We start from the raw sequence: 24,978 nt of genomic DNA, 5'->3' as shown, positions 1-24,978 counted from the left end.
CCAGCCGTGTTTTATTGCCGCATTCTGGCTGGATGATTCATCTTTCGTTCTTTTTCTGTTGCGCATGACGCTCGAATCCTGCGATGAGGACGCATGTTATTTTCACCGCAACAGGACGAAGCGCTCAAGGCTGTTTCCCGCTGGCTGAAGGAAGGCCGGACACCGGTTTTCCGGCTGTTCGGCTATGCCGGAACGGGCAAGACGACGCTTGCCAAGCATTTTGCGGAAAATGTCGATGGCGAGGTGCTGTTTGCGGCCTTCACCGGCAAGGCGGCGCAGGTGCTGCGTTCGCGTGGCGCGACCAATGCCCGCACCATTCATTCACTGATCTATCGCCCGCGCGGTGAAGAAACGGTGGAAGACGAGGAAACCGGCAAGACCTCGATCGCGCCGATGTTCTCCATCAACCGCCAGAGCCCGCTCGCCAAGGCGGCGCTCATCATCATCGATGAATGTTCGATGGTGGACGAGCAGCTCGGCAAGGATCTGATGAGCTTCGGCACGCCCATCCTCGTGCTCGGCGATCCCGGACAGCTGCCGCCGGTTTCGGGCGGCGGCTTCTTCACGGAGCAGGAGCCGGATTACCTGCTGTCGGAAATCCATCGGCAGGCCAAGGACAATCCCATCATCCATCTCGCCATGGATGTGCGCGAAGGCCGTGAGATCATGCGTGGCGATTATGGTTCCGCGCAGGTGATTTCCAAGTCCGAGGTGACGCAGTCGCTCGTTCTGGAAGCCGATCAGGTGCTTGTGGGCACCAACCGCACGCGCCGCCGCTACAACCAGCGTCTCCGCGAGCTGAAGGGCTTCACGGCGGATTATCCGCAGTCGGGCGACAAGCTGGTCTGCCTCAGGAACGATCCGGCCAAGGGCCTGCTGAACGGCTCGCTCTGGCAGGTCATGAGTTCTTCGCGCGAGACGGTGAAGCCCGGCATCAACCTGATGATCCGGCCGGAAGACGACGATATGGACCGCGGCGCGGCCAAGATCAAATTGCTGAAGGCGGCGTTCGAGGATGTGGAGACCGAAATTCCGTGGTCGACCCGCAAGCGGTACGATGAATTCGATTTCGGCTATGCGCTGACCGTGCACAAGGCGCAGGGCTCGCAATGGAACAACGTGGTTCTCTTCGATGAGAGCTACGCTTTCCGGGATTCTCGCGAAAGGTGGCTTTATACCGCCATTACGCGTGCGGCAGAGACCCTGACGATCGTTCGTTGAGACAGGCTATTGGTTCTGTCTCCTTGTCCTGCGCATCGTCCGGACGGAAAGCCGCCATGCACCTTTCCAGAACATGCTTTCAAGCGCGGATGACGCCGAGCAGGACCGCCTTGGCGACCGCCTGAAAGCGGTTGCTGGCATTGAACTTGCCGATGATCTTCGCCTCCAGCGCGTTGAGATCGCTGCCCGAAAGCCCGAGTGCGCGGGCAAGCCGCACCGGCGCGTAACCTTCCGCCATCAGTTCCAGGCATTTCCGTTCGGTATCGGTGAGCGCTATGTCCCTGGCCGAGCTTCGCTCCGCCGCATCGACACCGTCTCCATCGTCTTCGGCGACAAGCAGTTCCTCGATCTGGTGGGCCTGGCGCTGGAGGGTGGAAAGCTCGGCGGTCAATTCCCTCTTCCGCTGCCTCAGCGCCGCGCGGAATATGTCGTCCGCCTCGTCCTGGGAAAGCGTGCGCACGAGCTTTTCCATGATTTCGGTGATTGCTGCGACGGAAATGCCGACTTCGCGGCAGACATTGATGACAGCCATGCGCTGGACGTTGCGGTGGGAATAGACCCGCATCTGGCCGATGCGTTTCGAGGTCAGCAGGGCCTTTTCCTCGTAAAAATGCAAGGTCCGGTGGGTTACCCCGAAGATATTGGCCATGTCGGCGATGGGGACGGGTTCCGCGGGCAGGGAGGAGGGCAGGCTTATATCCGGTAAAAAGCTGCTGATCCTTAGATTGGGTTTGTCCTCGTCGCCGTGACTTTCGAACGGCATCCGGCCATCCTGCATTGTCTCCCCCTTCGCGCTCTCTGGCAGCGTGCCTGCCTTTTAAGGCGTCCGTTGCTTGTTCCCCCGCGACGGACATGTTTTCCGATCAAGACATTGTGCCAAACGCTACATCAGAACCGTAACGTGTATCGTGTGTTTTCGTTCCCGCCATAATAAAAAATTTATCGGCCTCCTTGCGATTGGCGTCAACCTGCGTGAAACAGGGTGTCAATTCCGAACCGGAGCCGATGTCATGCCCGCAAAACTTTCTGTCAATCTGAACGCAATTGCCATGTTACGCAACCGTCGCGATCTTCCATGGCCGGATGTCGCGCATTTCGGGCATATTGCACTGGCGGCGGGGGCAAGCGGCCTGACTGTACACCCGCGACCCGATCAGCGCCATATCCGCTTTTCCGATCTGCCGGTGCTGCGCGCCCTGATCGACGACAGTTTCCCCGGCGCGGAATTCAACATCGAGGGTTATCCGACCGAGGATTTCCTCGTTCTCTGCGAGAAGACCCAGCCGGAACAGGTGACGCTGGTGCCTGACGACCCGTCGCAGGCGACGTCCGACCATGGCTGGGATTTCCGCAAACATGCGGTTTTCCTCAAGGACGTCGTGGGACGGCTGAAGGCTGGCGGCATGCGCGTCTCGCTGTTTGCGGATGGCGATGGTGAGCGCGAGCCGGTGGAGCTGGCGGCAGAGACGGGGGCTGCGCGTATCGAACTTTACACCGGCCCTTATGGCGGCTGTTTTGACGATCCGCAAAAGGCTGATGCGCTTGTCGAGAAGCTTGGGCAAACGGCAGACCATGCCAGAGCGCTCGGACTTGCGGTTAATGCCGGCCACGATCTTACGGTGGCAAACCTGCCCAAGCTGATGAAACGTATTCCTGATCTCGCCGAGGTTTCCATCGGCCACGGGCTGACGGCGGATGCGCTGGAATATGGCATGGCTGAAACAGTCCGGCGTTTTTGTCAGGCCTGCGGTCAGCCTATTTCATAACCAAAGTCAATTTTTTCGCCTATGCTTTGGCTGCGCATGCTCCGTGCGCGAGCTTTTGAAGGCAGAGACATATGCAAGAACATCATGTTGTCGTCGTGGGTGGAGGCTTCGGCGGTTTACAACTGGTACACGGGCTGGAGGGGGCCCCTGTCCGCATTACACTGATCGACCGCCGCAACCATCACCTGTTCCAGCCACTGCTTTATCAGGTGGCGACCACGGCGCTGGCGACATCCGAAATCGCCTGGCCGATCCGCCATCTTTACCGTGACCGCAAGGAGGTAACGACCCTGCTTGCGGAGGTGACCGGCATAGACCGGGCGGCGCGGACCGTGCATTTAAGTTCCGGTCAGGTGATCGGTTTCGATACGCTGGTGCTGGCCACCGGCGCGCGCCATGCCTATTTCGGCCGTGACGAGTGGGAGCGTTCCGCTCCCGGCCTCAAGACGCTGGAAGATGCAACGACAATCCGCCGCCGCCTGCTTCTGGCTTTCGAACGGGCCGAACTCGCCACCAGTGAAGAAGAACGGCAGGCGCTGCTGACCTTCGTCATCATCGGCGCAGGCCCGACGGGCGTGGAAATGGCGGGCATGATCGCCGAACTGGCCCACAAGGCGCTGCCGGCGGAATTCCGCAATGTGGATACCAGAAAGACCCGTGTGCTGCTTGTCGAGGCCGGCCCGCGCGTCCTGCCGGTTTTCACCGAGGATCTTTCTGCCTATGCCAAGGAAGCGCTCGAAAAGCTCGGTGTCGAGGTTCTGCTCGGTACGCCGGTGACAGCCTGCAGCGATGAAGGCGTGACGGTGGGCGACACTTATTATCCCTGCCGCACGGTCGTCTGGGCCGCCGGTGTGCAGGCGTCTCCCGCCGCGAAGTGGCTAGGGGCGGCGGCCGACAGGGCGGGGCGCGCCATCGTCGGACCTCATCTCAATCTGCAAGACGATGCCGATATCTTCGTCATCGGCGATACGGCCGCCGTCAATCAGGAAAACGGTAAGCCGGTGCCGGGCATCGCGCCCGCGGCAAAACAGCAGGGCGCTTATGTTGCAAAGGTCATCAGGGCGCGGCTGGACGGCAAACCATCGCCGGCACCCTTCCGCTACAGCCATCAGGGCAATCTCGCCACCATCGGCAAACGTGCGGCGGTGATCGATTTCGGCAGGTTCAAGCTCAAGGGCGTGCTGGCATGGTGGATCTGGGGCCTTGCCCATATCTACTTCCTGATCGGAACGCGTTCGCGGCTTGCCGTGGCGTGGAGCTGGCTGTGGATTTATCTGAGCGGCCAGCACAGTGCGCGGCTGATTACCCAGAAAGAGACGCTGAAGGATGAGGCCTGAGGGCCGGGCGGGCAAAGGAAAAGGCGGGAAGCATGGCTTCCCGCCCTTATGTTATGACAGCTGCGCCAAACTACTCCTCCGTCATGCCGGACTTGATCCGGCATCCAGACGCCGCGCGTCTGCGCGGCGAGAAGAGTTTTTCAGCCCAAGGACTTGGGCTGGCTGGACCCCGGATCTAGTCCGGGGTGACGGCGTGCAGATGGGGCGGGTTTGCCCAATCCAAGACTCACGCGTCGAGCGACGCCATGTCGATGACGAAGCGATACCGCACGTCGCTCTTCAGCACGCGCTCATAGGCTTCGTTGACGTCCTGGATGTTGATCGTCTCGATTTCGGAGACGATATTGTGCTCGCCGCAGAAATCCAGCATTTCCTGGGTTTCCTTGATCGAACCGATCATCGAGCCCGACAGGTTCCTCGCGCCGACGATCAGCGCGAAAGCGTGAACCGGAATCGGGTGCTCCGGTGCGCCGACCACGACCATGCTGCCCTTGGGCTTCAGGAGGCCGAGATAGGCATTCCAGTCGATGGCGACGCCGGCCGTGCAGATGATCAGGTCGAAGGTGCCGGCCAGCTTCTCGAAGGTCGAGGCGTCGCTGGTGGCGTAATATTCCTTCGCGCCGAGCTTCAGGCCGTCTTCCTTCTTCGACAGCGTCTGCGAGAGAACGGTGATATCCGCCCCCATGGCCGCGCCGAGCTTGACGCCCATATGGCCAAGGCCACCCATGCCGACAATCGCGACCTTCTGGCCGGGACCGGCGTTCCAGCGGCGCAGCGGCGAATAAAGCGTGATGCCGGCGCAGAGAAGCGGTGCGGATGCATCGAGTGGCAGGTTGTCCGGGATCGACAGGACATAACCTTCCTTGACGACGATCGAGTCCGAATAGCCGCCATGGGTTGCGGTCTTGGTGTGCGGGTCGACGTCGTTATAGGTCTGGACGAGGCCCGGCATATAATGCTCGTTGTCGAGATCGCGGGTGGCGCAGCCGACGCAGGAATCGACGAAGCAGCCGACGCCGACATGGTCGCCGACCTTGAATTTCGTGACCTTGGAGCCGACAGCCTTGACGACACCGGCAATCTCATGGCCGGGAACGATCGGGAAGACGGCATTCTTCCATTCGTTGCGGACGGTGTGGATGTCCGAGTGGCAGATGCCGGCATATTTGATATCGATGACGACATCGTCATCGTTCGGCTCGCGGCGTTCGAAGGTGAACGGGGTAAGCGGCTTCGACGCATCGGTCGCAGCGTAACCTCTAGCAATAGCCATCTGAATATCCTTTCGGGAGTTGGGGACGACGGAATATGCGATGGAAGAGGGACGCGGCGTTAGAGCGATCCTCCGAGCTTTTTGCACGATCCTGCAAAAATATGGTGGTGCGCTCTTTGCGCGGGCCGCGCGGCTTTCTAGATAAAAGGCATCAGACGCATCTCTTCCTTCAGTTAAGGGATTTCCCCTATGTCCTTGCCGTTCAATGTCTATCAGGAGATCGCCTCCATTGCCGCGCGGCATGCTACCCAGGATGGCGAGGTGCAGACGGCAATCGACTCCCTCGGCATCAGCCGGCGCACGACGCCCAGCGCCCCTTGCCACGGCAGCTATCGCCCCTGTCTCGCCATGGTGATCCAGGGGTCGAAAAGCGTTCAGCTGGGAACGGACACCATCAATTACGGCGCGGGGGATTATCTCCTGACGTCGCTTGATCTGCCGGTTGCGTGGCGGGTGGTGGAGGCGAGCAGGGAGGTGCCGCATTTCTGTATCGCGCTTGCCATCGACAGTGAAAAGCTGCTCGACCTCATGCGGCGTGTGCCGATCGATCCGCCTTCGGAGCCGGCCAATGCGCAGCGTGGCATCGTCGTCAATGCCGCCACGCCGGAACTGCTCGATGCGGCCATCCGGCTGTTGCGCTTGCTCGATCGTCCGGCGGAGATTGCCGCCATGGCGCCGCTGATCGAGCAGGAAATCCTCTATCGCATCCTGACCGGACCAGCCGGCGGGCAGCTGATGAATATCATCGCGGCCGGCAGCCAGGGTAACCGCATTGCCCGCGCCATCGCCTGGCTGCGGGAGAATTTCGCGCGCCAGCTGCGCATCGAAGACCTTGCCGAGCATATCGGCATGAGCGTGTCGTCCTTCCATCACCATTTCAAGACGATCACGGCCATGACGCCGGTGCAGTACCAGAAGCAGCTGCGGCTGCATGAGGCGCGCCGGCTGATGCTTGCGGAACGGCTGGATGCCGGCACGGCCGGCCATCGTGTCGGTTACCAGAGCCCGTCGCAGTTCAGCCGCGAATATAGCCGTTTTTACGGATTGTCGCCGTCACGCGATATCGATGCTTCGCGTGAGATTATCGCGGCGGAACAGGCTGTTTCGCCTTCGACCCTGCGGGCTTGAGCAAAGGTCGCTGTTTTAAAGCCCGTTCCGTCCCGGCGCGGGGTGGAACGGGCCGGCATTTCAGCCGAGCAGTGCGGATTTATGCGCGCTGAAGAAATCCGCTGCGGATTGCGGCGTCGCACCTGTCAGCGTTTCGAAGTCTCGGGTCACGATATCGAAGTTTCCAGCGGCGATATTGGCGTCGGCGGAAGCGATCATGCCGGCAATGATCTCAGGCAATCCCGTCGCTGTTATGGCCTGCTTGAGCTGCTCGGGTGTGACCTGCACCACGGCAAGCGGCTTGCCCGTCACCTCGCTTATCAGGGAAGCCAGACCGTCGGCCGTCGATGTTTCCGCCCCGGTCAGCGTATAGGTCCGGTTTTCCGCCGGCTTCAGCAGTGCGGCGGCGGCGGCATGGGCGCAGTCTTCCCGGGAAATATCGGCGACCCTGCCGTTGCCGCGGGCCGTGAACCACTGGCCGTTTTTCAGATTTTGCGGCATGCCGTGCAGGTGGTTGTCGAAATACCAGGCATTGCGAAGAATGGTGTAGGGCAGGCCGCTTGCCTTGATCGCTGTTTCCGTTCCCAGATGATCGGGTGCGAAGCTGACGAGCGATTTGTCGGGGCTTGGCATCGACGTATAGGCGATATGCCGGATACCGGCTCTTGTGGCTGCCTCCACCGCCGTTTGGTGCTGTCTGAGGCGAAGGCCGGGGACCATGAGCGCGTCGGTGGAGATGACCAGCAGCGTGTCGATACCGGAAAAGGCCGCGTCAAGCGATGCGGGATCGTCGAAGTCCGCGCGTCGCACTTCGACGCCTTTTGCTGCAAGCGCGGAGAGCCGGGATACGTCGCGGGTGGCGGCGACGATGTTGGCGGCCGGGACATGGTAGGTCTCCAGGAGGTGGCGGATGACGGCCTGTCCAAGCTGTCCGGCGGCGCCGGTCACCAGAATTCTGCTCATGATTTTTATCCTTTCGGCGGTCTCAAAAAGAGAGCAGCACTAAAATAGGAATTGCCTAGAGGCTGTAAAGAAGGCAGGTTCTGTGCGGATCGTTACCAAAAGGGAACCATGCTTATGGATGTTGTCGGACCCGCGAGGCAGGAAAACAGGCTGGACGAGGCCTTCGGGCTGGTGTTTTCCGCCACCAGTGTTGCCGATTGCCCCGTGCGGGACGTCATGAGCCAGATCGGCGGAAAATGGTCCACTTTGCTGCTGGGGGCGATAGCATCGAAGCCCTACCGTTTCGGCGAACTGCGGCGCATGGTGCCGGATATTTCCCAACGCATGCTGACGCAGACACTGCGGGATTTGCAGCGCGAAGGCTATATTCACCGGCAGGTCTTTCCGACGAAGCCGCCCAGCGTGGAATACAGCATCACCCCGCTCGGCGCATCGCTCTACGCGCCGCTTAAAGTCGTCATTCAATGGGCGCTCGACAATCACGATGCGATACGCAAGGCGAGAAGCCGGTTCGACATCGAGAACTGAATGCCGGCGCCTGCCACGCTTCATGCTGCGGCGCGTGGCCATGCCGCAGCGCGTCAATTCTCGTCCTCCTCCGAAGAATCCGCTTGACCGGGAAGCAGCCTCCGCTTAAATGGCGCTCGAACCGTACCGTACGGTACATTAATCGAGCCCCTGGAGTGGAAAAGACTTGGCTTCCGACCCGATCACAGCGCAGGAATTTTCGCCGCGCCAGAACGCCGTTCTGGATCAGGCATTGCGTCTATTGGTCGAGGGCGGCGAAAAAGCGCTCACCACATCCGGGCTGGCGCGCGCCGCCAACTGTTCCAAGGAAAGCCTCTACAAGTGGTTCGGCGACCGGGACGGCCTGCTGGCGGCGATGATCACCTTTCAGCAGAGCAAGGTCCGCACCTTCGAGAAGGCGGGCGACCGTGTCTCCGCACCGCAGCTTGCCGATCACCTTGAGGTTTTCGCGCATGATCTGCTGGATGTACTGGCGGGTGACGTGTCGCTGGCGCTCAACCGTCTGGCCATCGGGCAGGCGAGCCGCGACGGTTCGAAGCTTGGCGATCTGCTGCTGGAACGCGGCCGTCGCCAGATCGACCGCCGCGCCCGTGGACTGATCGAAGCGGGTCGCCGATCCGGCTACCTGCGCTTCGATGACGCCGAAGAGGCGTATCGCGGTTTTTACGGTCTCATCGTTTCGGATCTGCATGTGCGCATGCTGCTGGGCGAGGCGCCGGACAAGGATTTTTCCGCCCGGGCGAAGAAGGCGGTCGTCGCCTTTCTGACGCTTTACGGGACGGAAAAGGTACATTCGGAACTGGGCGGCAAGGTCGCCTGAGATTCCGGTTCAGACAACTGAGAGACAAGCATTAGGGAAGGACCATAAAATGCGCGTTTATTATGATCGTGATGCCGATCTCAATCTCATCAAGTCCAAGAATGTCGTCATCGTCGGTTACGGCTCCCAGGGCCGCGCCCATGCGCTGAACCTCAAGGATTCCGGCGCCAAGAACGTCGTTATCGCCCTGAAGGCCGGTTCGCCGACCGTCAAGAAGGCAGAAGCCGACGGCTTCAAGGTCATGACCGTTGCCGAAGCCGCCAAGTGGGGCGACCTGCTGATGATGGCGACGCCGGACGAACTGCAGGCCGACATCTACAAGGCCGACATTGCCGGCAACATCCGTGATGGCGCGGCGATTGCCTTCGCACACGGCCTCAACGTTCACTTCGGCCTCATCGAGCCGAAGGCATCGCTCGACGTCGTCATGATCGCACCGAAGGGCCCCGGCCACACGGTTCGCGGCGAATACCAGAAGGGCGGCGGCGTTCCCTGCCTCGTTGCCGTTCACCAGAACGCTTCGGGCAACGCGCTTGAGCTCGCTCTCTCCTACGCCTGCGGCGTTGGCGGCGGCCGTTCGGGCATCATCGAAACCAACTTCAAGGAAGAGTGCGAAACCGACCTCTTCGGCGAACAGGTCGTTCTGTGCGGTGGTCTCGTCGAGCTCATCCGCGCCGGTTTCGAAACGCTGGTTGAAGCCGGTTACGCTCCGGAAATGGCCTATTTCGAGTGCCTGCACGAAGTGAAGCTGATCGTCGACCTGATCTATGAAGGCGGCATCGCCAACATGAACTACTCGATCTCCAACACGGCCGAGTGGGGCGAATACGTCACCGGTCCGCGCATCATCACCGCCGACACCAAGGCTGAAATGAAGCGCGTTCTGCACGACATCCAGACCGGCAAGTTCACCTCCGAGTGGATGCAGGAATGGAAGGCCGGCGCTGCCCGCTTCAAGGGTATCCGTCGCAACAACGACGCCCACCAGATCGAAGAAGTCGGCGCCAAGCTGCGCGGCATGATGCCCTGGATCGGCAAGAACAAGCTGGTCGACAAGGCTGTCAACTAAGCTTCATTGTTTGGTAGAGAATTGGAAGGCCGGAGCGAAAGCTCCGGCCTTTTTGTTTTCGATGCGCCGCTACACGATGGCGTCGTCTTCCTCGACGATGACGGAAACGGGGAAGTGATCGGAAAAACCGCCGAGATTGACGTTTTTGACCGCATCGCCTTTCGACAGGCCGAAGCGGATCGGCCCCTCATTCTTGCTGTGGCTGACCATGGCGGCAATCGCTTCGACCTTTGCGGTTTCTTCCCGCACCTTGAAGCCGCTGTTGCCGGTCAGAAGCGATCGGGAAACGAGAATCTGATCGAAGATATTGGCGTCGCCGTTGAAATAGAGCGTGCCGTAGATCGTTCTGGCCGAGCCGACGGAGTCCACCACCGGCTGGCGCAGATAGTTCCAGGCGAGATTGTAGAACATGGCCGATTGCGAATTCTCGACATCGTCGCGCTCGCGGGTGGAATTGGCATGGTAGCGCAGCGAGGCATCGGAAGGGTCGTCGTTGAAGTCGCCGAAGGCGATGACCGCGATGTCGTTGCCTTTTTCTTCCCTGATACGCTGGTGCCAGTAGCCCAGCGTTTCGCCGGCCGTCATGCGAAAACCGGCGCTTTCCACCGCGCCGCCCGAGCGCGACGGCCAGTGATTGGAGAGCGCGATAAGCTGGCGGCCGCCCTTGGTGATGAAAGTGCATTGGGTAATGTCGCGCGTGCCGGTGCGGCGCATCACGAAATGGCTGAAAATCTCGTTTTCGTTGATCAGCAGCTTTTTGCTGTCATAGATGAAGGCGGTATCGATGCCGCGCTGGTCCTTGCTGGAATCGGCGTGCACGACGCGATAGGCGCGCGCCGGCAGGAGGTCGTTCAGATGGTCCGCCAGCGTCTCCAGAACGAAACGGTTTTCGACTTCGCAGACACCGAGCAGATCCGGACCCGCGCCGCCGATCTGGCTTATGATCACACCGAGCTGTTTGACCTTGGTTTTGAACAGGTCCTCGGTCCAGCCTTTCAGATCGTTCTTCAGCCGTTCGGCAATCCACGGCTCGCGCGCCGGATAACCCTCCGGCGCAAACAGGTTTTCGACATTCCAGAACGCCAGGACATATTGGGTCATGATCCGCACACCTCCGGTTGGTTTTTGAAGCCTAGTGGAAGTTTTTGCCACAACAACTTGAAATTGTCATGAAGGCGGGCGGCTGGCGCAATTTCCGTATGCGGCCTTATGCGGCCGGCGGGATGACACCCTTTGTCAGGAGGAAGCAGCCATAAAACCGGGTTTCGCCCGTGGTGATGACGCAGTAGGCCTGTTTGGCTTTTTCGTAGAAGGCGAAGCGTTCGATGCCATACATGGGGGCGGGTTTTCCTTCCGCCGCATCGATTTCCTTCTGCACTTCGGCCTGCACCGGTTCCAGCTGATCGGGTGCGCCCATCACTTCCATGCGGCCGACGGATGGCTGCAACGGCGTATCGAGCGGCAGGACGGACAGGATGGCCTTCATGGCGCGGGCTGCCGAGACATTGTCGATATGCAGCACCTTGCCGACGGTCGTGTGGCGGGCAACCGAATCGGAAGGGAAGTTGGTGTCGGAGATCACCATCGTATCGCCGTGACCCATGGCGCGCAGCGCGTGCAGGACATCGGCGTTCAGCGCCGGGTCGATGTTTTTCAGCATGTCGTCAAACTCCCATGATACTTCCGCGTGTCGCGGCGCGCGCGCAATGCAGCCGGAAAACCATGCCGCGTCAATCGCAAAGGTGTGATTGTGAAGCTTTGCGCAAGGGTGTATTTGGCTTTGTCCGCAAAATCCGGCCCCAAGGCGGGTGGGTTGCGGGCAATGTGCTGGGAGGCAGAAATAATTCGAAAAACTGATAAGTCAGTATTGCTGACGTATCGACATTTCTGTAAAGATGCACGCATAAAAACGACACAAGAGGAAACGTACCCATGCTTGATTGGGAACAAATTTTCGCCACGCGCTCTTCGCGCATGAAAGCGTCTGAAATCCGCGAGCTGCTGAAGCTGCTCGAGCAGCCCGACATCATCTCCTTTGCCGGCGGTATTCCGGACCCGGCTCTTTTCCCCGCAGAGGAGTTCCAGCAGGCTTATGCGGAAATTTTTTCGGGTTCGCAGGTCAACGCGGCGCTGCAATATTCGGTGAGCGAAGGTTACAAGCCGCTGCGCGAATGGCTGGCGGGCGAAATGGCCGATATCGGCATCGACTGCACCGCCGATAACGTCTTCATCGTTTCCGGTTCGCAGCAGGGCCTCGATTATCTCGGCAAGCTCTTCCTGTCGCCGAAGGATACGGCGCTCGTCACCTGGCCGACCTATCTCGGCGCGCTTTCCGCCTTCAACGCCTATGAGCCGAATTACGATCAGCTCAATCCCGGCGGCAATCGCACGCCGGAGGCTTACCGCGAAACGGCAGCCAAGCTCGGTGGTGCGGTGAAGTTCGCTTATCTCTCGGCTGATTTCTCCAATCCGACCGGCGAAACCGTCGATCTGGCCGGCCGCGAAAAGGTTCTGGCGCTGGCCGATGAGCTTGACATCGCCGTCATCGAAGACGCTGCCTACCAGTCGCTGCGTTACGATGGCGAGGCTATCCCGCCGATCATGGCACTCGACATCGCCCGCTCGGGCGGTATCGAGAACACCCGCACCATCTATTGCGGCAGCTTTTCGAAGACGCTGGCACCCGGCCTTCGCGTCGGTTACATCGTCGCTTCCGCGCCGGTTATCCGCAAGCTGGTGCTGATGAAGCAGGCCGCCGACCTGCATTCCTCCACCATCAACCAGATCGCCATCGAACGGGTCGCCTCGCGTGGCTTCGACAAACAGGTCGCCAAGATCAAGGCAGCCTATAGTGCCCGCCGTGACGCGATGCTGGCCGCGCTCGACAGATACATGCCGAAGGGCACGCACTGGACGAAGCCGGAAGGTGGCATGTTCATCTGGGTGACGTTGCCGGAAGGTATGGACGGTGCGGCGCTGCTGGCCAAATCCATCGCCACGGAAAAGGTCGCCTTCGTTCCCGGCCGCGCCTTCTTCGCGGATGGCTCCGGCACGAACACGCTGCGCATCAGCTTCTCCTGCGCCAACGAGGCGATGATCGAGGAAGGCATGAAGCGGCTTGGCCGGTTGATTGCAACGGCGCAGGCGGAAACGGGCGAGGCGCTGCCGGCGATTTGAGGGCGGCTGGCGATGAGGCCTTGAAAGGTGGAGGGTGCGGCTTACCCCTCTCTGCCCTGCCGGGCATCTCCCCCTCAAGGGGGGAGATCAGCAAGACGCTCTACCGTTACTCCACTCTCAAGCTTCGAGATGGGCGAGGCCTAGCCACAGATCGATCTCCCCCCTTGAGGGGGAGATGCCCGGCAGGGCAGAGGGGGGTAAACCGCGAGTGCCGAGGGGCAACGTTACTCTCAACCCCGCCGCCCCAAGATATCCCATCCCAAAAATCCTGCCTGTCACATACATGTTATGCAATCATGTTTAAGCGGTCCCACCAAACAACAGGGACTGGACCCATGAAAACGCTGCTCTCCGCTTTCACCGCCATCGTATCGCTCGGCTTCATCGCCACCGCCGCCAATGCCGCCGATCTGGTGCTTTACACCAGCCAGCCGAACGAGGACGCACAGGCGACCGTTGATGGTTTCAAGGCCGCCAATCCCGGTCTCGAGGTTGAATGGGTACGTGACGGAACGCCGAAGATCATGGCCAAGCTGATGGCCGAGATCAATGCCGGCAATCCGGTTGCCGACGTGCTTCTGATCGCAGATACGGTCACGCTGGAGCGCATGAAGCAGGCCGACCAGCTTCTTGCCTACAAGTCTGCGGAAGCCAGGAACATCGACGCTTCGCTTTATGATGCGGACGGCTATTATTACTCCACCAAGCTCATCACCACTGGCATCATGTACAACACCGCTGCCGCAATGAAGCCGACGAGCTGGAAGGATCTGGCCAAGGCTGAAGCCAAGGGTCTCGTGACCATGCCAAGCCCGCTGACCTCGGGTGCGGCGCTGATCCACGCACAGACGCTTGCCGCTGCCGATGGCCTCGGCTGGGACTATTACAAGCAGCTGAAGGCCAATGAAGCCATTGCCGGCGGCGGCAACGGCGCGGTTCTGAAGTCCGTCGCATCGGGTGAAAAGGCCTATGGCGTGGTCGTCGATTACATGCCGATCCGCGAAAAGGCCAAGGGCGCGCCGGTCGAGTTCGTTTTCCCGGAAGAGGGCGTGTCGGCCGTCACCGAGCCGGTTGCGATCATCAAGGGCACCAAGCACGAGGACGCGGCCAAGAAGTTCGTCGATTACGTGCTTTCTGAAAAGGGCCAGCAGGGCTTCGTCAAGCTCGGTTACATTCCTGTTCGTGCCGATGCCGGTATGCCGGAAGGTTTCCCGTCCCGCGACAAGATCAAGGTTCTGCCGCTCAACGCCGCCGATGCGCTGAAGAATTCCGAACAGGACCTGAAGACCTTCTCCGACACTTTCGGCTCCAAGGGCTGATAGTACGGCATGTCCCGTTCAAGTGCCTATGGAAACAGCCAGCCGCGCTGGCTGTTTCCTTTTGTGGTCGGCGTTGTTTTTGCGCTCAGCGCCCTGCCGCTCGGGCGGCTTGCCTATACCGGTATCGTTTCGTCACTTAATGGTGACATATGGCGTCTTCTCGCCGATCCGGCCCTGTGGGATGCGGTGCTGAACACGCTCTCCACCTCGTTTTTCGGCATGTTGATTTCGCTCGGCATCGGCGGAGCTTTCGCGCTGTCGCTGACGCTCTGCGACATACGCGGCAAGTCGATCCTAAGCTTCCTGTTCATGCTGCCGATGATGATCCCGCCGCAGGTGACGGCGCTGTCATGGATCGGCATGACCGGCCCGTCGAGCACGCTGTTGAAGGCCATCGGCCTTGCGCCGGCGATGGGCTCGCCGCAGCCGCTCTATTCGATTGCGGGCATCGCGCTTCTGCTCGGTGTGCAGCACGCGCCGCTCGTCTATCTGTCGCTGCGTGCCGGTCTGCTTGCCTTGCCGCAGGACGGTATCGAGGCTGCAAAACTCTCCGGCGCTTCACCGCGCCGCGTGCTGTTCGATATCATCCTGCCGCTTTCGACGCCGGGATTGATCGCCGGGGCGGCGATCTCCTTCGTCTCCAGTGTCGGCAATTTCGGTATTCCGGCGATCCTCGGCATTCCGGCCTCGATCTTTACCCTGCCGACGCTGATCTACAGCCGTTTCGCCAGTTTCGGCACCAGCACATTCGGCGACATCGCCATTCTCTCCACCATGATCGCCATCATCTCGGTCGCTGGGCTCGCGCTTCAGGAACGGGCGATGAAGGGCAGGGACTATCGCATTATCGGCCTTTCCGGCAAGGCGGCGACCTTCCGGCTGGCACGCTGGCGGGTGCCGGCGGAGTTTGCCCTGTGGCTCGTGTTGTTCTTCATGCTGGTGGCGCCGCTTGCGGCACTGGTGGCAAGCTCGCTCGCGCCTGCCTATGGCGTGCCGCTCAGCCTCAAGACCGCGACGCTGCATGCCTATGAGGAGTTGCTCTACCGTCAGAGCGTGACCCGCACGGCGTTCCGTAATTCGCTGTTTCTGGCGACGGCGACCTCGCTTTGCCTGCTGGCGGTGACGGTGCTGACGGCCTATTTCCTGGTGCGGGGCAAGAGCCGTTTCATGTTCCTGCTCTCGGCGCTGGTGGATATCCCCTATGCGCTGCCGGGCGTTGTCATCTCGGTGTCCTTCGTGCTGCTCTTCGCAGCCCCCATCCCGCTTGTCGGCATCACGCTTTACGGCACGATCTGGATCATCCTGCTCGCCTATTTCTCCTCTTTTTTCGCCGTCAGCCTCAAACCCATGGTCAGCGCCTTCCTGCAATTCGACCCGTCGCTGGAAGAGGCGGCACGGCTGTCCGGTGCCGGTTTCTGGCGGCGGCTGAAAGATATCATCCTGCCGCTGGTCGGGCCTGCGGCGGGGGCGTCGGTCATTCTCGTTTTCCTCATCGCCTGCAATGAGCTGACGGTCTCGGCACTGCTGTGGTCAGCCGGCACGCAGACGCTCGGCGTACTCATCTACAATCTCGATGATAGCGGCAGCTTCGATCTCGCCTCCGCACTTTCGGTGCTCGTCGTCATCATGGTGATTATCCTTATGCTGCTGCTCGAAATTCTGGGGCGCTATCTGCCGAAAGGAGTTGTCCCGTGGCGAAACTGATCCTCAACCGCCTGTCGAAAAGTTTCGGTGCCGGTTCGAAGCCCGCCGTCGATGACGTTTCGCTGACGGTGCGCGACGGCGGTTTTCTGGCGCTGCTCGGTCCCTCCGGCTGTGGCAAGACGACGGTTCTGCGCATGATCGCCGGTTTCGAACAACCGACCGACGGTTCCATCCTGCTCGGCGAGCGGGTGCTGGCCGATGCCGGCAGCATGGTGCCGCCGGAGCGGCGTAACATGGCGATGGTGTTCCAGTCCTATGCGCTGTGGCCGCATATGTCGGTTGCCGACAATGCCGGTTATCCCTTGAAGGTGCGTGGCATTTCGGGGGAGAAATATCGCGAAAAGGTGCGTCAGGCGCTTGCCGCCGTCCGCCTCGACAGCTTTGCCGATCGCCGCCCCGCCGAATTGTCCGGCGGCCAGCGGCAGCGTGTGGCGCTTGCCCGCTGCCTCGTTACCGAGCCCGACGTGGTGCTGCTCGACGAGCCGCTGGCCAATCTCGACCGGCACCTCAGGCAGGAGATGGAGGAGACGTTCCGCGAGTTCCACATCCGCTCCGGCGCGACGATGATCTATGTCACCCACGATCAGGCCGAGGCCATGGCGCTGGCGACCGATGTTGCCGTCATGTCGCAGGGCAAGCTCTTGCAGGTGGCGCCGCCGGCGGAGCTTTATGCGCGGCCCGAAGGCAGGCTGGTCGGCTCGCTGGTGGGACAGGGGGCGATCGTGACCTTGCCCGTGCCGGAAGGGACTTCGCGCGATCTCGACTGGACGGGGCTTCGGGCGGCGATGGAGAGCGGCAGGCAATTGCCGCAGGCGGATATTCTCGTGCGGCCGCAGGATGTGGTGCGCGATGCGGAGGGCATCGCCTGCACCGTCACCTCGGTTCTTTATGAGGGTGAGCGTTATACTCTCCGTCTCGACCTGCCGGATGGGCAGGCACTCAGGGCCTATTCGCGCGAAGCGGTTGCTGTCGGTGATCGTCTGTCGGTTGCCATTCGGGCGGCGTGGCGGCTTTAAGGTAAAAAGGTTTCCTCCCTTATCCCTGTGCCTGCCACAGGGATCCAGCCGACACGCCTCTGCGCGGCGAGAGGCGTCCTTTTCAGCCCAGGGATTTGGGCTGGCCGGATTTCTGTGACAGGCACGGGAATGAGGGCGGGGTGAACATCGCGTCTTAGCCTACTGGCGATGCCGAACGGGAGCGGCTAAGCTTTCCCCGCAGCAATAGGATTGATTCATGTCGCTTCGGCTTGCCACCTTCAATATCGAAAATCTTCTCACCCGTTTCGATTTCACCGGCTTTCGCAACCAGACGCGGCGCGACAGGGCGATCCAGCTTTTCGATATCAGGGACGAGGCGACCTATCAGGCGCTGGAAAGTGCGCGGATGGTCTCTTCCACTGACGATACGCGCCAGCTTTCGGCGCTTGCCATCGCCGATGCGGATGCCGATATTCTCTGCCTGCAGGAAGTCGACAACATGGCCGCGCTGCAGGCCTTCGAATATGGCTATCTCTACCGCATGGTCGGCAATGGCTATCTGCAGAAATATCTGGTCGAGGGCAATGATGGCCGCGGCATCGATGTCGCCGTCGTCATGCGCGAGGAGACGCGGGATGGCGACAGGATCGAGGTCGTCGACATCAAGAGCCATGCGGCGCTGACCTATCGCAATCTCGATCTCTTCAATACGGAGCTGGCCGCGACCAACCAGATCGACGACAAGATTTTCAAACGGGATTGTCTGGAAATCGATTTGAGGATCGGCGGCAAGCCGCTGACGCTTTACGTCACGCATTTCAAGTCCATGACCAATGCCCGCGATGCGGTGGATGCCCGGATTGGCACCATGCCGATCCGCGAGGCGGAAGCCAGGGCCGTGCGCCGCATCATCGAGAACCGCTGGGGCGTGGGCAATACGCGCAACAAGAATTTCGCCATCTGCGGCGATATGAACGATTATCAGGAACGTGTCGTGATTGCGGGTGATCGGCGCAATGGCTACAGCTTCACACCCGTGGAGGAGGAGAGAAGTGCGCTCGATATCTTCACGGCCGATGATTTCGTCACCAATCCGATGCTGCGCCGTGAGGTCATGGATCGCTGGACACTTTACCATTCCCGCGGGCCGCAGGAGCAGCACCTGTGCCAGCTGGATTATATCTGGCTTTCGCCGCGTCTGGCCGAGATCAATGCCACAAGGGCTCCGGAAATCATCCGCGCCGGTCAGCCATATCGCACCATCTTTCCGCCGGGGCAGGAGGTGGAGCGTTATCCGCGCACGGGCTGGGATCGCCCCAAGGCTTCGGATCATTGCCCCGTGGTGATGACGCTGGATCTGATCTAGGCATTTCCCCTTTTAGCGGAAGGCGCCAGCGCTCCGGCAGGATTGCCGGATTGTCTCCCTATCCGTTGGCGACCTTGGGAAAATAGGTGGCCCAGACGCGGTTACGGCCGGCGCGCTTCGCTTCGTAAAGCCGGTCGTCGGCGATCGCGATCAATTCGTCCCAGCTGTTGATTGCCCGGGCTTCCTGCCACACCACGCCGAAGCTTGCCGTCAGCGACAATCCGCTCTGTTCGTCAATGGTCTGGGCTTCGATCAGGCGGCGAAGCCGGTCGGCGGTGGCGGTTGCCGTGGCGTGGCTGACATCCTGCAGCACGATGACAAATTCCTCACCGCCGTAACGGGCCAGAATATCGTTCTTGCGCAACGCGCCGCGCAAAAGTCTCGCCGTCTTCTGAAGCGCCAGGTCGCCCATGGCATGGCCATAACGGTCGTTGATCGATTTGAAGTGGTCGATGTCGACAATCATCACCCCGAGCGACTGACACTGGTCCTCGCCCATCAATATGGCCCGGACAGCCCTTTCCAGCGCACGGCGATTGAATACACCCGTCAGGGCGTCGGTTTCGGAAAGTGTACGCAGCTGTTCGGCCAAAGCGCGTTGCTGGTCTTCCATTTCGCCCTTCTGACGAAGCTGCTCGCGCAGGAAATCCAGTTCCTCGAACATTTTCTTCACCTCCGGCGCGACCCTGTCTTGGTGCCGGGTCTCGGAAAGATCGCCGGCGGCGATGGCGGCGATCTGTGCGCGGACCGATTGCATGGGCTGGAACAGCGTCGTCCTGTAGACGGACGTGAGCCGCAGCAGGACCATGACCGCGATGCCGGCGAGAAAAAGAGATGCGCCGCCATAGATCAACGCCTCGTTCTTTTTCGCCTCGAGCCTTGCCCGCGTTTCGGAGAGAATGAGATCGCGCAGCGTATCGGACGAACGCATGCCGGCAATATAATTCCTGGAAAACTCAAGCACGCTCGGCTGGGCGGAGGGGATGGCGATCACGATCGTGTTCTGCGCATAACGCAGCGCCTGACCGAAATAATAGGTCTCGAGATCGCGAAGTGCGTCGTCGAGCCGCGGCGTCGACAGATAGGCGGCGGTGTAGTTGGTGAGGGACGCCTTCAGCGACAGCAGGCTTTGCATCTCGGTGTCGAATTTGGCGCGATAACCCAGCTTTTCCTGCCTGTTCGCCCGCAGGCTCATGATCACATAGGAGCCGAGCCGGCCGATCCTGTCGCGCATAACGCCAGCGGTGCCGGTCATCGCGATGTCGATCGCCACGTCGGGCGTGACCTTGATGATGGCACGTGCCGCCTTGCCGCGCAGCATGTTGACGCTGTCCGCCGCCTTGAACATCGATGAAATCGCGTTCGACATGGCGCTGTGGCCGCGCGCGGAAGGGGGAAGCGCGGCAACCTGGTCCACGGCCTCGCGGGATTGGGCGAGCTTCTGGCGGGTTTCGGCAAGTGACTTTGCCAGTTCGGACTGAGTACTGATCTCTTCGTTAAAGGAAGCTTCCAGTTCCGACAGCTTGTCGTCCGTCGCCTTGCGCGCGGCAGCAAGGCCTTCGACCAGCTTCGGTTCGGGGGTGGATGCCCCCATCAGATTGTTGGCAGGGCCGCGCTCGGCCGAAACCAGCCAGGCGGACTGGAGGGCGGTTTCAAAGCGTGTCAGCTGGGCGACATTGGTACGATATCGCAGATAATTGGTGACGCTTGGCAGCGCGGCAAGAGTGGCCAGCAGGATGGAACTCGCGGCAATGACGATCGTGCCTGTCAGCTGTATTTTCTGGATACTCGCGCGCATGTGATGCGTTGTTCTCACTGCAATGGTTATGTTTCATTGCCATCTTACCTGCGCCGCGTAAATACTTCGCTTATTTTGCGGGCCTTTCGCCACAGCCGCGCCCTTGCCGACCTTTCCGCGGACGCGATGTGGAAAAGCGGTTTGCGGATGGCGTGCAATCCAGTTTTTACTTTACACAAAGTCAGAATCTGATAGTTGGCAAGGCACTGGCTTGCCCTTGTAGCTCAGTTGGTAGAGCACCTGATTTGTAATCAGGGGGTCGCGGGTTCGAACCCTGCCGGGGGCACCAGTATTTTCAATGACTTGATCTCCCCGACATGGTCTTTCTGTCCACCGCCTGTCTAGGGTTTGATGTGGTAGAGCTTGTGCACGATCGACCAGTTGCCTTCGTGTTCCAGCAGGGACAGGTATTCGTAAAAATCCATGCTGTCGAAACGGGTCGTCAGTTTCACCGAGGCGCTGTCGCCTTCCTTGTCGATGCCGAGGATTTCAAACGTGGGGTCGTGATCGGGAAGGCCGCGTTCGGTTTTTCGCATCTGGTCGACGAAGTCCTCCAGGGACAGCCATTCGGTCTCGCCCTCGAACGTGCCGACGATGCTGGCGCGTGGATCGAAAACGTCACGCATCAGGCCCTCATCCGCATAGGCCATGGCATGCACATAGTCCGTGACGGTCTGGGTAATGGTTTGCGGCATCGGATCGTCCCTCCCTTCAAATCCAAAAGCCGAGCTTACACCCGTTGGCGGATTTCCACCATAACCCCCTGAAAACGCGCCTCTTACGCCTTCACGATGCCGTCTTGCGGCAGCCTGCGGCAGCAATGGTGCGCGGGGCTGCGGCATGTTTTGCCGGCGCTTTCCACAATTTTGTCCCGCCTGTCATTATAGTCGCCTTGGGTCCGACAAATTTCGGCATCAATGGCTTTTCCGCCGGTCGCTCCGCGGGCTTTTGTGTGGGCTTTGCCGGTTTAACCGACGGTGCGGGGTGCCGCGCGGGGCGGATTTGGCCTATGATCCACCCGCAGGTCCTGTGGCGACGGTATCAGGCATGCGGGTAACAGTTTGCGTTTGAAGGTGTTTTTGTGATCGATCCCTATGTTTTGCTTGGCGTGGAGCGCGATGCCGACGAGGCGGCGGTCAAGTCGGCTTATCGCAAGGTTGCCAAGGCGGCCCATCCCGACAGTGGTGGCGACGCCGATCAATTCGCCCGTCTGCAAACCGCCTATGAGCTCCTGAAGGATCCGGTGCGGCGCAAGGTGTTCGACGATACCGGCTATGACCCCCAGCTTGCCGACGCCAAGGACCTGAAGGGCCTGCTGATGCTGGAAACACTGGTCAACGAGTTCATTCTGGATGAGCGTGAGCCCGGAAGTTTCGATCCCGTGGCCGCCATGCGCCGCAAGCTGACCGACGACATTCTCAAAAGCCGCTTCCATATTCTCGAACTCGAACGCCACCGAACCCGGGTTCGCAAACATATGGATCGTCTTGGCCGCAAGCCGGAGACGGATGTGCTGAGTTCCATGCTGCGCGCCCGCAGCCAGTCGATCGCCGAAGCCATTCGTAATGCGGAGGCGCAGATCGAGGCGATCGAGCAGGCCTATACCATGCTCGAGGGCTATTCCTACGAGCTGGAAACCATGGTGCTTTCCGAACCGCTGCTGAAAGGCGAGGCGGCGGAGTAGTCGTCCCTTCAGGGGCCGTTGACCAGAGCCAGAATGAGTTGATGCACCCGTCCGCCCGGCGACAGTTCGTCCCGGTCGAAATCGCGGCCGCGCTGGCGCTGCTCGTTGGAAAGCTCGCCCAGCCGCTGTTGCAGAACAACACGCACCTTCTGGCATTTCGGATCGTTTTCCGCCCTCAGGCCGGTGCTGAAGGCTTCGATCTTCCGGACCATGTCGAGGATATGGTCGCCATGGACGCGCTCATGGGTTTCCACGCCGGAAATGAAGGTTTTCCAGCTGGCGGCAACGGCCGGCGGCAATTTTGCCGGCGCTTTCGGCCAGGTGTAGATGATGGTCAGATTGGGCCTTGCCGTGGCCAGCACACAGGCGCCGTCCGGCTGCGGGCGGTAGTCCCGCCGCCATGTCAGCTTGAAGGTGGTGTGGGCGATCGCCTGAACGCCGGCGGTTGGACCGCGTTCGCCGATCGACTGATAGAGCGCACCGCCCGTATTGCCGCTGATGGCATAGGTTTTTATCTGTTCGGCAGGTTTCCAGCCGGCCGATTGCGCTGACAGCGGAACGGCGCTCAGCATGATCATGGCGGCACTGACGGCGAGGGAGGAGAGACTGTTGGCGGGCACACATCGATCCTTGGTGGGTTGCGCGCCGAAGATAGGCTGGAGGCGGCCCCTCAGGCAAGGGTCTGTGCGGCCGGGATAGACGGGTATGGTGCCGTAATCTCACCCATGAGAACCCCCGCGACAAAGCGCGGGGGGACAAGCGTTCGACTGCAGGGGTAATCAGTCGTCCAGCTTGTCGTAATCGAGCTTGGGCGCGTTCTGCAGTGCATCCTTGGTCGTGTCGACATAGGCCTTCCAAGTGCCGTTGTCGTTGTGAACCGCGACGGAGGCCGGGTCGAGCACCACATAGCTCTTGTCGATGCCGAGGAAGCCGCCGACGCTGGCGACCAGGCCGATCACCGACTTGCCGTCGCCGATCACCACATCTTCGATCTCGCCGATGTTTTCGTTCTGGGCGTTATAGATGTCCATGCCGTCAAGCTGGGAGGCGGTGAGGTCGGTCTTTTGGACATTGACGAACTTCAGCGGGCCGCTGGCCTTGGTGCCCATGGTGATGCCGGGGCCGGACAAGGTCGCATCCGCGCCGGCAGCAGGGGCCGTGGCTGCCGTCTGGGCAAAGGCCACAGAAGAGGAGAGCGCTGCTGCGGCAGCGAGAGCGATGGCATTGATTTTCATGATGTTTCTTCCCTTTTTATGCTGAACGTTGCGTTCGGGGAGGAAACGGTGGGGAGCAAATTTGGTTCCGCTTGGGAAGACAGGAAAATTTGGTCTATGCTGAGAGACGAAACGGGGACATGACGGACCGTGAGCGGCGGTTTGGCGAAATCGGGAGGCCAGCATGGCGAAAAGCACAGCGGAGAAAGATGCGGAGGAGATCTAGGCATCGGAGTTTATCGACCGGAAGATCGCGGAGTTCGGCGACTGGCGGGGCGCCATGCTCGCGCATATTCGTGCACTGACCAAAAGGGCCGACCCGGAGGTGGTCGAAGAGGTGAAATGGCGCGGCGTTCCGGTCTGGTCGCATGACGGCATCCTGTTTACTGGCGAGACCTACAAGAATGCCGTGAAGATGACATTTGCGAAGGGTGCTTCGCTCACCGATCCGGCAGGCCTGTTCAATGCCAGCCTTGACGGCAATATGCGGCGGGCGATCGATTTCCACGAAGGGGATGTGGTGGACGAGGAGGCGCTGGTGGCGTTGATCAGGTCTGCGGTGGCGTTGAACGTTGCGGCGAAGGGCGGGAAAAAGCGGCCCGGCAAGTGATTGGGATCATCCGGTGATACGAAAACTGGCGAATATCTCAATCCTGCGCGACATCCGCCGCCTTGTCCCATTCGCCATCAATGAACTTCAGCGCATCGATGATCGAAACCTTCCACACTGACCAGACGTGATCGCCGTCGGTTACCCGCAGCTCGGATTTGCGCTTGTCGGCCTGCAGCGTCTCATGCAGGGCGATGGCGCCGCGCCAGAGGAAGAAGCCGTCATCGTCGCCGACGGTCAGATAGGTCGCGGGCAGATCCTGGCTTTCGGCGACGTGTTGGGCGACGAGGGTGAAGACGTTCTTTTCGTTAAAAAGCCTTGCGTCGAAAGGTGTGCCGAAGGCGCCGGAGAAATGGTCGCCGGTTGAAGGCAGCACGACGCCGCTGGTGATGGTGGTGCGGTCGAGCTGATGGAAAAAGGCGCTGTCCTGAATGAGCTTGAGTTCGGCTGGCGTCTTGTCGAGGTCGGAGGCAGGTACATTCTGCCAGATCGCGCCTGACAGGCTGGCGACGGCGCCATAGAGGTCCTCGTGGCCATAGGCCAGATGCAGGGCGCCGAAACCGCCCATGGAAAGGCCGGCAATGGCGCGGCCTTCACGATCCTTGCGTACCGGCAGCGTTTTTTCGATCTGATGGCGCAGATCGCCGGTCAGCGCCGTTTCGTAATCACCGGGGCCGCCGACGGCGGCGGAATCGACATACCAGCTGTTCTTGACACCGGGCATGACGACCACCAGCGGACGGATGGTGCCGGCCTCGATGAGCGTGTCGAGTGTCTTTTCGATATTGCCGAGATCACGCCAGCTGTTCTGGTCGCCGTCATGGCCATGCAGGAGATAGAGCACCGGCCAGCCGTTTTCCGGCGGCGTGCCATCCGGGCGGTAGATATTGACGGGAAGCGGCGCGTTGAGGGCGGCGCTGTGGAAGGTGGCATCCTCGATCTGCCCGGAGAAGGCCGGTCCGCAGGAAAGGAAAAGGCAGAAGGCTGCGAGATTTTTTCGATGCATGCTGTCTCTCCATCTGGCCATTCCACCAGGACACTCAAC

24 protein-coding genes and 1 tRNA gene are annotated in these 24,978 nt (G+C 60.6%); 15 read left to right on the top strand and 10 right to left on the bottom strand.

What is annotated here, in order from left to right; genetic code table 11:
* The first annotated feature begins 93 nt into the window (after positions 1–93).
* On the top strand, positions 94–1,221 hold the full coding sequence (locus JZX88_RS07770) for an ATP-dependent RecD-like DNA helicase (RefSeq protein WP_065113707.1): 1,128 nt from the start codon (positions 94–96) through the stop codon (positions 1,219–1,221).
* 79 nt (positions 1,222–1,300) lie between these two features.
* Here the strand turns inward: JZX88_RS07770 and JZX88_RS07765 are convergent, their stop codons facing one another.
* A complete protein-coding gene (locus tag JZX88_RS07765; RefSeq protein WP_174034385.1) occupies positions 1,301–1,999 on the bottom strand; it encodes a MerR family transcriptional regulator in 699 nt (232 codons plus the stop codon).
* Between the two features lie 232 nt (positions 2,000–2,231).
* Here JZX88_RS07765 and JZX88_RS07760 point away from each other — a divergent pair, with 232 nt between their 5' ends.
* Entirely contained in the window at positions 2,232–2,987 is a 756-nt protein-coding gene (locus JZX88_RS07760; protein ID WP_206913187.1) for a pyridoxine 5'-phosphate synthase, read from the top strand.
* A 71-nt stretch (positions 2,988–3,058) separates the two neighbouring features.
* The gene (locus JZX88_RS07755; RefSeq protein ID WP_206913186.1) at positions 3,059–4,324 is read left to right on the top strand and encodes an NAD(P)/FAD-dependent oxidoreductase; all 1,266 of its coding nucleotides are present in this window, start codon (positions 3,059–3,061) and stop codon (positions 4,322–4,324) included.
* 226 nt (positions 4,325–4,550) lie between these two features.
* Here the strand turns inward: JZX88_RS07755 and JZX88_RS07750 are convergent, their stop codons facing one another.
* Positions 4,551–5,597 carry an NAD(P)-dependent alcohol dehydrogenase gene (locus JZX88_RS07750; RefSeq protein WP_065113703.1) on the bottom strand — a complete coding sequence of 349 codons (1,047 nt, stop codon included), beginning with the start codon at positions 5,595–5,597 and terminating at the stop codon, positions 4,551–4,553.
* 189 nt (positions 5,598–5,786) lie between these two features.
* On the opposite strand from JZX88_RS07750, the gene JZX88_RS07745 reads away from it, so the two are divergent.
* Entirely contained in the window at positions 5,787–6,725 is a 939-nt protein-coding gene (locus tag JZX88_RS07745) for an AraC family transcriptional regulator (RefSeq protein ID WP_174034388.1), read from the top strand.
* 60 nt (positions 6,726–6,785) lie between these two features.
* Here the strand turns inward: JZX88_RS07745 and JZX88_RS07740 are convergent, their stop codons facing one another.
* Entirely contained in the window at positions 6,786–7,670 is an 885-nt protein-coding gene (locus tag JZX88_RS07740) for an NmrA family NAD(P)-binding protein (RefSeq protein ID WP_206913518.1), read from the bottom strand.
* A gap of 105 nt (positions 7,671–7,775) precedes the next feature.
* Between JZX88_RS07740 and JZX88_RS07735 the strand changes: the two genes are divergently transcribed.
* From JZX88_RS07735 to ilvC, 3 genes are all read left to right on the top strand, one after another.
* The gene (locus JZX88_RS07735) at positions 7,776–8,195 is read left to right on the top strand and encodes a helix-turn-helix domain-containing protein (protein WP_246753456.1); all 420 of its coding nucleotides are present in this window, start codon (positions 7,776–7,778) and stop codon (positions 8,193–8,195) included.
* A 166-nt stretch (positions 8,196–8,361) separates the two neighbouring features.
* Positions 8,362–9,015 (top strand): TetR/AcrR family transcriptional regulator, encoded by a 654-nt coding sequence (locus tag JZX88_RS07730; RefSeq protein WP_110760222.1) that lies wholly within the window; start codon positions 8,362–8,364, stop codon positions 9,013–9,015.
* A gap of 49 nt (positions 9,016–9,064) precedes the next feature.
* Positions 9,065–10,084, top strand: a complete 1,020-nt coding sequence (gene ilvC, locus JZX88_RS07725) for a ketol-acid reductoisomerase (RefSeq protein ID WP_035260000.1) — start codon at positions 9,065–9,067, stop codon at positions 10,082–10,084.
* A gap of 69 nt (positions 10,085–10,153) precedes the next feature.
* Here the strand turns inward: ilvC and JZX88_RS07720 are convergent, their stop codons facing one another.
* Both JZX88_RS07720 and JZX88_RS07715 read right to left on the bottom strand, forming a co-directional pair.
* The gene (locus JZX88_RS07720) at positions 10,154–11,185 is read right to left on the bottom strand and encodes an endonuclease/exonuclease/phosphatase family protein (protein ID WP_206913185.1); all 1,032 of its coding nucleotides are present in this window, start codon (positions 11,183–11,185) and stop codon (positions 10,154–10,156) included.
* Positions 11,186–11,291: 106 nt separating this feature from the next.
* Entirely contained in the window at positions 11,292–11,744 is a 453-nt protein-coding gene (locus tag JZX88_RS07715; RefSeq protein ID WP_206913184.1) for an RbsD/FucU family protein, read from the bottom strand.
* A gap of 272 nt (positions 11,745–12,016) precedes the next feature.
* On the opposite strand from JZX88_RS07715, the gene JZX88_RS07710 reads away from it, so the two are divergent.
* The 5 genes from JZX88_RS07710 to JZX88_RS07690 all read left to right on the top strand — a co-directional run bounded on the left by JZX88_RS07710 (position 12,017) and on the right by JZX88_RS07690 (position 18,627).
* Positions 12,017–13,261, top strand: coding sequence for a PLP-dependent aminotransferase family protein (locus JZX88_RS07710; RefSeq protein WP_065113697.1), 1,245 nt, complete (start codon positions 12,017–12,019; stop codon positions 13,259–13,261).
* Between the two features lie 335 nt (positions 13,262–13,596).
* Entirely contained in the window at positions 13,597–14,580 is a 984-nt protein-coding gene (locus JZX88_RS07705) for an ABC transporter substrate-binding protein (protein ID WP_206913183.1), read from the top strand.
* Between the two features lie 9 nt (positions 14,581–14,589).
* Positions 14,590–16,284: an iron ABC transporter permease gene (locus tag JZX88_RS07700; protein WP_206913182.1), complete on the top strand. Its 1,695-nt coding sequence runs from the start codon at positions 14,590–14,592 to the stop codon at positions 16,282–16,284.
* Positions 16,272–17,300, top strand: coding sequence for an ATP-binding cassette domain-containing protein (locus JZX88_RS07695; RefSeq protein WP_206913181.1), 1,029 nt, complete (start codon positions 16,272–16,274; stop codon positions 17,298–17,300). The genes JZX88_RS07700 and JZX88_RS07695 overlap by 13 nt, the downstream gene beginning before the upstream one ends.
* A gap of 217 nt (positions 17,301–17,517) precedes the next feature.
* Complete coding sequence (locus JZX88_RS07690; RefSeq protein ID WP_206913179.1) at positions 17,518–18,627, top strand: endonuclease/exonuclease/phosphatase family protein; 1,110 nt, start codon at positions 17,518–17,520, stop codon at positions 18,625–18,627.
* 58 nt (positions 18,628–18,685) lie between these two features.
* On the opposite strand, the gene JZX88_RS07685 is transcribed toward JZX88_RS07690, so the two are convergent.
* Positions 18,686–20,425 (bottom strand): GGDEF domain-containing protein, encoded by a 1,740-nt coding sequence (locus JZX88_RS07685; RefSeq protein ID WP_206913178.1) that lies wholly within the window; start codon positions 20,423–20,425, stop codon positions 18,686–18,688.
* Positions 20,426–20,638: 213 nt separating this feature from the next.
* On the opposite strand from JZX88_RS07685, the gene JZX88_RS07680 reads away from it, so the two are divergent.
* Positions 20,639–20,714, top strand: a tRNA-Thr gene (locus JZX88_RS07680).
* A gap of 52 nt (positions 20,715–20,766) precedes the next feature.
* On the opposite strand, the gene JZX88_RS07675 is transcribed toward JZX88_RS07680, so the two are convergent.
* Positions 20,767–21,120 carry a nuclear transport factor 2 family protein gene (locus JZX88_RS07675; protein WP_110760228.1) on the bottom strand — a complete coding sequence of 118 codons (354 nt, stop codon included), beginning with the start codon at positions 21,118–21,120 and terminating at the stop codon, positions 20,767–20,769.
* Positions 21,121–21,506: 386 nt separating this feature from the next.
* Here JZX88_RS07675 and JZX88_RS07670 point away from each other — a divergent pair, with 386 nt between their 5' ends.
* A complete protein-coding gene (locus tag JZX88_RS07670; protein WP_046798137.1) occupies positions 21,507–22,109 on the top strand; it encodes a J domain-containing protein in 603 nt (200 codons plus the stop codon).
* Between the two features lie 8 nt (positions 22,110–22,117).
* Here the strand turns inward: JZX88_RS07670 and JZX88_RS07665 are convergent, their stop codons facing one another.
* On the bottom strand, positions 22,118–22,729 hold the full coding sequence (locus tag JZX88_RS07665) for a DUF922 domain-containing Zn-dependent protease (RefSeq protein WP_142856915.1): 612 nt from the start codon (positions 22,727–22,729) through the stop codon (positions 22,118–22,120).
* Positions 22,730–22,888: 159 nt separating this feature from the next.
* Positions 22,889–23,344 (bottom strand): PRC-barrel domain-containing protein, encoded by a 456-nt coding sequence (locus JZX88_RS07660; RefSeq protein ID WP_206913177.1) that lies wholly within the window; start codon positions 23,342–23,344, stop codon positions 22,889–22,891.
* A gap of 217 nt (positions 23,345–23,561) precedes the next feature.
* Here JZX88_RS07660 and JZX88_RS07655 point away from each other — a divergent pair, with 217 nt between their 5' ends.
* Complete coding sequence (locus JZX88_RS07655; protein WP_371741110.1) at positions 23,562–23,933, top strand: DUF1801 domain-containing protein; 372 nt, start codon at positions 23,562–23,564, stop codon at positions 23,931–23,933.
* A 37-nt stretch (positions 23,934–23,970) separates the two neighbouring features.
* Here JZX88_RS07655 and JZX88_RS07650 read toward each other — a convergent pair whose 3' ends face one another.
* A complete protein-coding gene (locus tag JZX88_RS07650) occupies positions 23,971–24,939 on the bottom strand; it encodes an alpha/beta hydrolase family protein (protein WP_206913176.1) in 969 nt (322 codons plus the stop codon).
* Between the last annotated feature and the right edge of the window lie 39 nt (positions 24,940–24,978).

This window comes from Agrobacterium sp. OT33 (assembly GCF_017313365.1).
Taxonomy (GTDB): Bacteria; Pseudomonadota; Alphaproteobacteria; order Rhizobiales; family Rhizobiaceae; genus Agrobacterium; species Agrobacterium rhizogenes_A.
Note: the sequence above shows the minus strand (reverse complement) of the source record. Positions and strands in the feature narration are given on the sequence as shown.